We start from the raw sequence: 10,433 nt of genomic DNA on the forward strand, positions 1-10,433 counted from the left end.
TTAACCTTTCGCGCCGGTGGCTGGGCCACGGTAGAACAGGCCGCGGGATGCGAGCACCGCCACGACGATGGCGAGCTGAACGAAGCCCATGATCATCGCGATCGCCGAGGCCATGGAGTAATCGTATTCCTCGAAGGCCGCCGTCGCGGCCGCAATCGAGATGACGCGGGTGACGCCGGCGGGCTCGCCCAGCAGCACCGCCGAGGGAAACACCGAGAAGGCCTGCACGAAGGACAGGCAGAAGGTGATGGCGAATCCCGGCATCAGTAGCGGCAGATAGACATGGCGGAAGCGCTGCCACGCGCTGGCGCCAAGGGTCGCCGCCGCCTGCTCGAGGGCCGGATCGATGCCCGTGACATAGGATAGGGTCAGCAGGAAGGTGAACGGGAAACCTGTGATCACCAGCGAGGCGAAGACGCCCCAGTAATTGTGGACGAGCTTCAGGGGCTGGGAGATCAGGCCGAAGGTGAGCAAAGTGCGGTTGAACCAGCCCTGGGGCCCGAGATAGTTCAAGAGGCCTTCGGCCACGAGCACCGTGCCGAGCGTGATCGGCAAAACCAGGATCGTAGTCAGGAGACGCTGGCGCCGCATGAGGCGCACGCGGAACGCAATCGGCACCGCCAGCAGCAGGTTGAGGAGCGTGACAGGGATAGCTAGCCGGAGCGTGTTGGCGATCGTATCGTAGAGAAACGGATCGGAGAAGAAGCGCTTGTAGTTCGCCAGCCAGTCGCCGCCGGCCTTCGGCTCGAAGGAGAGCACGAAGCCGAAGGCGAAGGGATAGACGAAGAGCAGCAGGGTAAAGATCGCAGCCGGAATGACGAGCAGGGTCACCGCATCGAAGCCTCTCGCCGCGAGTCGCTGGCGCAGGCTCGGACCGTGCTCGACGGGGGCCGCTTGAGCGAGGGCGTCCATCAATGCCTCCCCTGGATCGGCTCCGCGAAGACGAGAACGCGCTGGTCATCCGCCTGCAGATGCACCTTGGATCCCGGCTCGACCGGCTGATGGGAGCGGAACACGAAATCGAGTCCGCCGGCCGAATGGGCGGTCCCGACGAATTCGCGGCCGCGATATTCGATGGTGTCGACGGTCACGGCAATGGCGTTCGGCCCAGCCTCGCCGACCATGAGATCGTCCGGACGGATGGCGGCATAGGCAGAGGAGCCGACAGACAGGCTTTCGCGGGCGACGCCGCTGATCCGTGCGCCCTCTACGTCGAGAACGGCGCGGCCGCTGTCGCTTCCGACCACCTGCCCTTTCAGCTTGTTGCGGAAGCCCATGAAGTCGGCCACATCGAGATGAGCGGGCGCCTCATAAAGCTCCTTCGGCGTCCCGACCTGCCGGACCACGCCGTCGCGCAGCACCACGATGCGGTCAGCGAGCGACAGGGCTTCATCCTGATCGTGGGTGACGTAAATGGTCGTGGCGCCGAGTTCGTTATGGATGCGCCGGATCTCCGCGCGCATTTCGAGGCGGAGCTTGGCATCGAGGTTCGACAAGGGCTCATCCATCAGCACGAGCGGCGGCTCGATGACGATGGCACGGGCAATCGCCACGCGCTGCTGCTGGCCGCCGGAGAGCTGGCCCGGCAGCTTGTGTTCCTGGCCGCGCAGGCGGACGAGGTTCAGGGCCTCGTCGACCTTACGGTCGATCTCGGCCTTGGGCCGCCCCCGCATCTTGAGGCCGAAGCCGATGTTCTGACGCACGTTGAGATGGGGAAAGAGCGCATAGTTCTGGAACACCATGCCGAACCCGCGCTCCTCGGGACGGAGCGTATCGACCCGGCTCTTGTCGAGCCAGATCGCTCCGCCGGTCACAGGCAGAAGACCCGCGATGCAATTCAACGTCGTCGACTTGCCACAGCCCGATGGCCCGAGCAGCGCGATGAACTCGCGCCGCCGGATGGTCAGAGAGACGTCGCGCAAAGCGTTGAGCGCCCCGAAGTCGCGGCTCACACGATCGAGCCGGACTTCGTCGAATTGGGAAAGGGCTATGGTCATCGCGGGTCCTTGTTCTTCGTCTTACTTGCGCTTGGCGCCGCCGACCTGCTCGTCCCAGAGGCGGAAGGCGACGACCATCTGCTCAGGCTGGAGCGGCAATTCGATCGGGTTCTCGGCGATCCACTTCTCGTATTCGGGACGGCCGAATTCCTTGATGGCGGCCTGGCTCTCCGGCGGGGCCATGTCGAGGGTCACGCCCTTCACGGCCGGGCCCGGATAGAAGTAGCCCTCGTCAAAGGTGTAGGCCTGCTGCTCCTTGGTGAGCAGGAAGTTCATGAGGTCGAGGAGGACGGCGACCTTCTCGTTCGGCAGGCCCTTGGGCACGCACATGTAGTGGGCGTCCGCCACCCAGTGGAAGCCCTTGAGCGCCGCCACCTTCGCCTCCTTCGGCACGACGCCGAGAACGCGCGGGTTGATGTCCCAGCCGGTGGTCGACACGGTCATGTCGCGCGAGCCTTCGCCGAGCTCCTTCATCACCGCGCCGGTGCCGGACGGGTAATACTCGATGTTCTGACCCAACTCCTTCAGGTAGGCCCAAGTCTTGTCCCAGCCCTTAGCAGGATCTTGCGGGTTGCTGTCGCCGAGGATGTACGGCAGGCCCATGATGAAGGTGCGGCCAGGGCCGGAATTGGCAGGGCGCGCATACAGGAAGCGGCCCGGATTGGCCTTGGTATAGGCCAGAAGCTCTTCCGCCGTGGTCGGCACGTTCTTGACCTTATCGGGCATGTATTCGAGCAGCGGACCCGACGGATAATAGGTCACGACGACGCCCTGTCCCTTCGCCAGCCCCTGCATCTTGGCGGCGGCCGGAAGATAGATGTCGTCAAGCTTCGGCAGGGAATTGGCGTGGCCGGGGATCAGGTCGACCCAAAGCTTCTGCTCGATGCCGGCTGAGAGCGCATCGGTGCCGGTGAGCACGAGGTCGATGTCGACGCGGCCCGCATCCTGCTGTGCCTTGATCTTGCCGGCGAGTTCCGGCGCCGTCGCCTTGGTGAAGGTGATGCGCGAAACGAGATTGGGCTTCGCCTTGCGGTAGTTCTCGATGGCCTTCTGCGTCAGCGCCAGATTGCCGGCGACGTCGATGATGTTGAGCGCGACCGGGCTCGTGGGCAGGGTCGCCTGCGCGAATGCCTTGCCGCCGAGAGTGGCAACGCCTGCGGCGCCGGCGACACCGCCGACGAAAGTCCGCCTGGTGATCAGGTTCGTCATGTCTTCCTCCCGTTCTGTGCGACATGGCTCATGCGCGGCCATGTCCCGTCTCACAGCTTGTAGGCCTCTTTCGCGAGGCGATAGGCGAGATCGTGGGCCACCTCATGCGCCTCATCCTCATCGAGGCGATGGCTCGTCACGAGATTGGCGAGATAGGCGCAGTCGACCCGGCGGGCCACGTCATGCCGCGCCGGAATTGACAGATAGGCCCGAGTGTCGTCGTTAAAGCCGACCGTGTTGTAGAAGCCGGCCGTCTCGGTCGTGAGTTCGCGGAAGCGGCGCATGCCTTCCGGCGCATCAAAGAACCACCAAGCGGGGCCGAGTTTCAGGGCCGGATAGTGCCCGGAGAGCGGTGCCAGTTCACGCGAGTAGCTCGTCTCGTCGAGCGTAAAGACGATGAAGGTGAAGTTCGGCTCATTGCCGAAGCGGTCGAGAAGCGGCTTCAGACCGCGGACGTAATCCGTCTGGAGCGGAATGTCCGCGCCCATGTCGCGGCCGAAGCGGCGGAAGAGCGCATCGTTGTGGTTGCGGAAGGAGCCGGGATGGAGCTGCATGACCATGCCGTCCTCCACGCTCATCGCCGCCATCTCGGTCAGCATCTGGGAACGGAACATTTCCGCATCCGCCGGTCCTGAATCGCCCGAGGACACGCGATGGAAAAGCGCTTCGGCGGCAGCCTGCGACAGATCGGCGGTCTTGGCTGTGGGGTGTCCGTGATCGGTGGAGGTCGCGCCATAGTCGCGGAAGAAGGCGCGCCGCTTGCGATGCGCGTCCAGGTAGCCGCTCCAGGTCGCTGTATCGCAGCCGGTGATCTCACCGAAGCGGACCAGATTATCGCGAAAGCCCTCGAATTCAGGATCAATCACCGGATCGGGCCGGTATGCCGTAACCACCCGCCCCTTCCAGCCCGATTGCCGGATGGTCTCGTGATGCTTCAACGGGTCGAGCGGGCTCTCCGTCGTGGCGATGGCCTCGATGCGGAAGCGCTCGAAGAGCGCACGCGGACGGAATTCCGGCGTGCGCAGCGCTTCGTCGATGCGGTCGTAATACGCATCTGCATTCGCGGCCGAGAGCCGCTCGGTGAAGCCAAACAGGGTCGCGAAGGTGTGATCGAGCCAGAGGCGCGTGGGTGTGCCGCGGAAGAGATGATAATGCGACGCGAAGCGGCGCCAGATCGCCCGCGGATCGCGCTCGACCGGACCGCCATCCTTCGTCGCGATTCCAAGCTGCTCCAGCCTGACGCCCTGGCTGTAGAGCATGCGGAAAACGTAATGGTCGGGAATGACGAAAAGCGTCGCCGGATTCGGAAACGGCTCGTTCTCCGCATACCAACGGGGATCCGTGTGGCCATGCGGCGAGATGATAGGCAGGTCCCGCACTTCCGCATAGAGCCGACGCGCCACCGCGCAGGCGGTGGGCTCGACAGGAAACAGCCGGTCCGGGTGGATCAGCATGGCGCACTCCCTTTGGCGCTTCGCCAGACCCTTTTGCAGGCCGGTTTCGAGCGCCTCATTGAGCCAACATTAAGCCGTTCCACGATCCTTTGCAATGGTCTACTAGTATGGTAGTGTGCCACTTATGACGAATAGACCAGCCCTTGCGAAGCTCGATCTCAACCGCGAACCCATGGCCCGGCAGGTCACGCGTGCTCTTCGCCAAGCCATCGTCAGCATGAAGATTTCCCCTGGCGAGATGCTGTCCGAACAGGATCTGGCACAGCGATTCGGGGTAAGCCGCTCACCGGTCCGGGAGGCCTTGATCAAGTTGAGCGAGGCCGGCCTCGTGCGGGTCCTGCCGCAACGGGGCACCCAGGTGGTCAAGATCTCGCGGACCGCTGTCGAGGATGCGCGCTTCATCCGCGTGGCGGTTGAATGCGCCGTGGTGCGTGAGGCGGCCCTGAAGGCTACTCCGATGATGCTGGCAGAACTCAATGCCAGCCTGACCCGGCAGCGCCGCGCCCAGCGCTCCACGTCGTCGGACGATTTCATGGCTCTCGACGAGGAGTTTCACCGTCTTCTTGCGGAAACAGCCGGACGGCCTGCCGCGTGGCGCATGATCGAGGATGTCAAACCGCAGATGGACCGGGTGCGGTATCTCGATGTGAAGCAGGCGACCCCGCGTCACCTCATCGTCGCGCAGCACGCCATGATCGTCGACGCCATCAAGGCGTCCGATCCCATTGCTGCCGAAAAGGCCATGAGCCAGCACCTGAGCGAAATCCTGCGATCCCTGCCAGAGCTCGCCGCTAAGCACCCGGATCTCTTCGAGCCCGAGGCCGATGCTCTGCCGGAGGTGCTCAGCGCGTGACACCAATGAAAGAGCAATCCGGAACCATCGCCGACGATCACATTCGGCCCCACCATTAAGAGGCAATCATGGAACAGACTTGGCGTTGGTTCGGCCCCGATGATGTCGTTCAGCTTTCCCATATCTGCCAGACGGGTGCGACAGGCATCGTCACCGCGCTGCATCAAATCCCCTATGGCGTGATCTGGAGCGTCGAGGAGATCGAAAAGCGTAAAGCGCTCATCGCCGCCGACCCTTCGCTCGGCTTGCGGTGGAGCGTGGTCGAGAGCCTGCCGATCCACGAGCGCATCAAGATCGGTGAAGGCGACTTGACGAGCCTGTTCGACAATTACCGCCAATCCATGCGCAACCTCGCGCAATGCGGCGTCACCACGATCTGCTACAACTTCATGCCGGTGGTCGACTGGACACGCACGGAACTGGCCTACCCTCTTCCCGGAGGCGCAACCGCCCTGCGCTTCAACCTCCATGAATTCGCAGCCTTCGACTGCTTCATGCTGGAGCGCCCGGGCGCCGAGGCGGATTATTCGCCCGACGTGCTGAGGCGCGCGAAGGAATGGTTCCTCCGCTCCTCGGAAGCCGACCGGCGCAAGCTTCTCTCCAACATCATGGCTGGCCTGCCGGGCGCCTATGACCGTTACGATGTTCCCGGCCTGCGCGCCATGCTCGCCCGTTACCAGGGTATCGACGCCGCCGCTCTTCGCGAGAATCTCGCCCGCTTCCTGCGCGAGGTGATCCCGACCGCGGAAGAGGTGGGGATTCGCATGTGCATCCATCCCGACGATCCGCCGCGTCCTCTCATGGGCCTGCCACGAATCGTCTCCAATGCGGACGATATCGCTTTCATTCTCGGCTCCGTCGATTCGCCATCGAACGGACTCACCCTGTGCAGCGGTTCTCTCGGAGCCAATCCCATCAACAATGTTCCAGCCATCGCGAAACGCTTCGCCAACAGAATCTGGTTCGCCCACCTGCGCAACGTCGCCAAGGACCCGGACGGCTCTTTCATGGAAGCCGATCACCTCGGCGGCGATACGGATATGGTCGCCCTCGTCACGGTGCTTCTCGAGGAACAGAAGCGCCGGAAGGACGCGGGAGAAAAGCACTGGCGCATCCCCATGCGGCCGGACCATGGCCACGAACTTCTCGACGATGTCGGCAAACCCACGCATCCGGGCTATCCTGCCATCGGCCGCATGCGAGGCCTCGCGGAACTGCGCGGCGTGATGCAGGCGGTTTCCGCGCTGCGCGGCCTGCCGCTTTAGGGGCGCACGTCCGTCCTGTGTGCCGGATCGTCGTTGTGCGACGTCTGAAATATCTTTCTCCACGTCATGGTCGGGCTTGTCCCGGCCATCCCGATGCTGAAAAAGGCCTGCGCCTCATGCAATCGAGTTCACCGGCACAAGGCCGGGGATGACGTGAGAGAATGTCATCCCCGGCCGGAGCGCAGCGGAGGGGAAGGGAATCCATAGCGCCATGCGTTGAATGGATCCCCTTCCCTCGCCTCCGGCTCGCCGGGGATGACACGGGCGGCAGCAAGGAAAGCTGCGCGTCGTGTGCAAAAGCCTACCCGAGCAAATTCCGCAATGTCCGCATGAATACCCGGGCGCCGATGCCGATCAGGTCGTCCGGAAAGTCGTAGTCCGGATTATGCAGGCTCGGGTGGTTCTCGCCCGCTCCTAAGAAGAACATAGCAGCGGGTGCCTTCTGGCCGAAGCGCCCGAAATCTTCGGAGGCTCGCATCGGCAGGTCTCCCTTGTCATGCGGCACGCCTTCTTCATCGAGGGCGCGGCGAAGATGAGCGACGGCCTCGGGTGCGTTCTCGCAATGCAGGAAGATGTCGTCGTGGGAGATCTCGACGCTGAGCCCCTGTTCCCGCGCCGCGCTCAGCACCAGATGCTCAGCGCTCACGCAGAGATCTTCCATGCCGGCATCGGTCAGAGTGCGCAGGGTTGCCCAGATCTCAGCACGTCCGGGAGCGACACCGAAGGCGGGCTCGCCGACCTTCACGTGGGTAACCGTCACCATCGAGAAGTCGTCGTCCAGCGGCCCACCGCAGCCAAGAGCGGTCAGCGCCGGCATCAGCTCAGCCACGACGTTCACGGGAGAGATCCCCGTCTCGGGCATCGAGGCGTGAGCGGTCTTGCCGTTCAGAACGATGCGCATGCCCCGGGATGCGCAATTGACGGGTCCCTCCACCAAGGCGACGTGGCCGAGCGGGAGGCCTGGGAGATTGTGCAGGGCGAAAGCGAAGTCTGGCAGGATCTCGCGAAAGCGCGGATCGGCGACGACGGCCGCCGCGCCGGAGCCATCCTCTTCCGCCGGTTGAAAGAGCAGGACAGCGCGGCCGCGCTGTGGCCGTTGCCGGCCGAGCGCACGAGCCAGACCGGCCAGGATCGCCATATGCCCGTCATGCCCGCACAGATGCGCCTTGCCGGGCGTTGCGGAGCGATAAGGCAGATCGGAGATTTCCTCGATGGGCAGCCCGTCGAGTTCCGCACGGACCATGATGGTCGGGCCCGGCTCCCTACCCTCGTAGATGGCGGCGATCCCGTGACCGCCGAGACCGGTGATGATCCAGTCCGCTCCGGTCGAAGCCAGGAACGCACGAACCTCCCGCGCGGTCTCGATTTCCTCCCGTGACAGTTCGGGCATGCGGTGCAGCTTGCGTCTGAAGGCGGCGAGCTCAACCGTATCTTGATTGGTCAGAACCATGAATCACCTCCGCGCCGGAGCTTGCTGGGAGGCAGAACGGCATCGACCGATAATGCTCCGGCCCGTTGCGGCCAGACGGTTATGGAGCAAGGGTTAAGCGCCGATCAACCCAGCAAAATGGCTAGCACGACAAAAGGATGTATCGCGCGTGCGGAATGCTCCGCAGTTGCTGCCCTCCGTCGATCTCGCTAGGTTCGCCTGACCACACCCGTCATTATTAACGTTATTCAATCTCATGAATCTGTTCGTCTTCGGTCTCGGCTATTCAGTCTGCCAGTTTCTCAGCCTTTACGGCGAGCGTTTCACGCAAATCGGCGGCACGGTGCGCTCGCCGGAGAAGGTTCGGGCGATGGAGGCGGAAGGCATTCAGGCCTACCGATTCGACAGCGCCGGCTACGATCCTCGCATTCTCGACCAGATCGCCCGCGCGGACGCATTGCTCGTCTCCGTACCCACCGTGAACGAGGCGGATCCGGTGCTGGAGCATTTTTCGCAGGCGATCGCGTCGGCTCCCAATCTCCGCTGGGTCGGCTATCTGTCGACGGTGGGTGTCTATGGCAATGCGGACGGCAATTGGGTGGATGAGACGACACCGCCGAATCCGGCGACGATCCGCTCCCGTGATCGCATTGCTGCCGAACAGGAATGGCTCGCGCTCGGCGAGAGCGCTCCGTTTGCCATGCAGATCTTCCGACTTGCCGGCATCTATGGTCCAGGCCGCAATGCTCTGGTGAAGGTCGCCGACGGGACCGCCAGATCCATCGTCAAGAAAGGCCAGGTGTTCAACCGGATCCACACGGCCGACATCGCGCAGATCCTGATGGCTTCGATCGAGCGCCCGAGCCCGAACGCCATCTACAACGTTGCGGACGACGAGCCTGGCCCGCCACAGGATGTCATTGCCTATGCGGCAGAACTGCTCGGGCGCGAGCCGCCGCCGGAAGTGCCTTTCGAGGAAGCAGACATGACACCCATGGCGCGCTCCTTCTATGCAGACAACAAGCGCGTGCGGAACACGCGCATCAAGACGGAACTCGGCGTAACGCTCCGCTATCCGAGCTACCGTGAAGGTCTGCAGGCGCTTCTTGAGGCCGGCGAGGGACACACGCCGAAGCACTAATGTTGGCGTCTTGCGCCAATTTCCTGCCGAAGGCCATCACCAGCGGTTTGAGGTGATAGCTGTCCTGCGGCATCGCGCCGACAGGCCAGCCTGCTTTCCCGACCGCTTCTGCCGTCACAGGCCCGACGGCGGCGATCAGAATCTGCCGCATGGCGGCATCGAGTCCCTCTTCCCTGCCGAACCGTCGCGCGACCTCCTGCAAGCGCCGCACCTGCGCCGTGCTGGTGAAGGCGATCAGGTCGATGGATCCGGAAGCAAGCTCCTCGATGAACGTGAGGACCTGTTCGTCCTCTTCGTCAGAGGCATAGCGATAACTCAGGATAGGATCGACCTGTGCGCCTGCCGCCTCAAGAAAATTCGGCAAGGCTTCCTCGCCACCCGGATAGAGCAGAACGCCGATGCGTCTGCCTTTGATAGGCAGGGTGAACAAGGTCTTTATCAATCCGGCCGTCGTCGGCTCCTGAGCCATCACGTCCGGCACGAGACCGATGCCGCGCAGGACCTTGGCCGGCTTGGGGCCGCGAGCGACCGTCAAGGTCTTGCTCAACGCGGCAATCACGTCCGCCTCAATGCCTTTCCGACGTGCGAAGCCGAGAAGACGGGACAAGCCCTCTCCGGTGTAGAGAACCACGATGTCGTGCCGGCCTTGGACGAGCCGTTCCAGCCAGGCGTCGACCGGAGCGGAATCCTCCGCATCGTGGATCGACACCAGCGGGCAGCGAACGGCAACGGCGCCGTGCCGTTCGAGCATTCGCGTGAATAGATCGAGTTCCCGGCTCTCGGGCACGGCGATGCGACGTCCTTCCAGCATGATCAAGCCGTCGCGCCGAGCATGAGAGGATGTCCAAGTCTCCGGGCATCTGCTTTCGCAGCGCGCTTGAACACGCGACCGACCCCGATGATGACGGGCTTCGTCGGATCGCGCCTTTCGCTGGCCCAGCCGAGATCGGCGATTGAGCCAGCCCAGCGTTCGTCGCCGCGCGACACGTTCGATACCATCACAGCAGGGAGGGCCGGAGAGCATCCGGCTTCGATCAGACGCTCGGCGATAGCGCCCGCGGTGCCACCGGCCATGTAAAAGATCG

The 10,433-nt window shown here is 63.6% G+C and carries 9 protein-coding genes and 1 pseudogene; 3 read left to right on the forward strand and 7 right to left on the reverse strand.

The features are described from left to right. From ACS5Q1_RS05390 to uxaC, 4 genes are read right to left on the reverse strand one after another with little or no spacing between them, the layout of a single operon-like run. Positions 1-912: an ABC transporter permease gene (locus tag ACS5Q1_RS05390; RefSeq protein ID WP_473097216.1), complete on the reverse strand. Its 912-nt coding sequence runs from the start codon at positions 910-912 to the stop codon at positions 1-3. Next, entirely contained in the window at positions 912-1,997 is a 1,086-nt protein-coding gene (locus ACS5Q1_RS05395; protein ID WP_473097217.1) for an ABC transporter ATP-binding protein, read from the reverse strand. Before ACS5Q1_RS05395 ends, ACS5Q1_RS05390 begins: the two co-directional genes overlap by 1 nt. A 21-nt stretch (positions 1,998-2,018) precedes the next feature. Beyond that, a complete protein-coding gene (locus ACS5Q1_RS05400; protein ID WP_473097218.1) occupies positions 2,019-3,206 on the reverse strand; it encodes an ABC transporter substrate-binding protein in 1,188 nt (395 codons plus the stop codon). A 50-nt stretch (positions 3,207-3,256) separates the two neighbouring features. Next, positions 3,257-4,660, reverse strand: a complete 1,404-nt coding sequence (gene uxaC / locus ACS5Q1_RS05405; RefSeq protein ID WP_473097219.1) for a glucuronate isomerase — start codon at positions 4,658-4,660, stop codon at positions 3,257-3,259. A gap of 124 nt (positions 4,661-4,784) precedes the next feature. Here uxaC and ACS5Q1_RS05410 point away from each other — a divergent pair, with 124 nt between their 5' ends. After that, positions 4,785-5,513 (forward strand): GntR family transcriptional regulator, encoded by a 729-nt coding sequence (locus ACS5Q1_RS05410; RefSeq protein WP_473097220.1) that lies wholly within the window; start codon positions 4,785-4,787, stop codon positions 5,511-5,513. Positions 5,514-5,581: 68 nt separating this feature from the next. Next, positions 5,582-6,778, forward strand: a complete 1,197-nt coding sequence (gene uxuA, locus ACS5Q1_RS05415) for a mannonate dehydratase (protein WP_473097221.1) — start codon at positions 5,582-5,584, stop codon at positions 6,776-6,778. Positions 6,779-7,079: 301 nt separating this feature from the next. Here the strand turns inward: uxuA and ACS5Q1_RS05420 are convergent, their stop codons facing one another. Continuing rightward, positions 7,080-8,228: an amidohydrolase gene (locus tag ACS5Q1_RS05420; protein WP_473097222.1), complete on the reverse strand. Its 1,149-nt coding sequence runs from the start codon at positions 8,226-8,228 to the stop codon at positions 7,080-7,082. A gap of 235 nt (positions 8,229-8,463) precedes the next feature. Between ACS5Q1_RS05420 and ACS5Q1_RS05425 the strand changes: the two genes are divergently transcribed. Further along, positions 8,464-9,348, forward strand: a complete 885-nt coding sequence (locus tag ACS5Q1_RS05425; protein ID WP_473097223.1) for an SDR family oxidoreductase — start codon at positions 8,464-8,466, stop codon at positions 9,346-9,348. On the opposite strand, the gene ACS5Q1_RS05430 is transcribed toward ACS5Q1_RS05425, so the two are convergent. After that, complete coding sequence (locus ACS5Q1_RS05430; RefSeq protein WP_473097224.1) at positions 9,251-10,159, reverse strand: uroporphyrinogen-III synthase; 909 nt, start codon at positions 10,157-10,159, stop codon at positions 9,251-9,253. The two genes, ACS5Q1_RS05425 and ACS5Q1_RS05430, sit on opposite strands and share 98 nt — an antisense overlap. 2 nt (positions 10,160-10,161) lie before the next feature. Next, positions 10,162-10,433: pseudogene (locus tag ACS5Q1_RS05435) on the reverse strand (siroheme synthase CysG); the annotation flags it as partial.

The organism is Microvirga sp. GN3, from assembly GCF_055792825.1.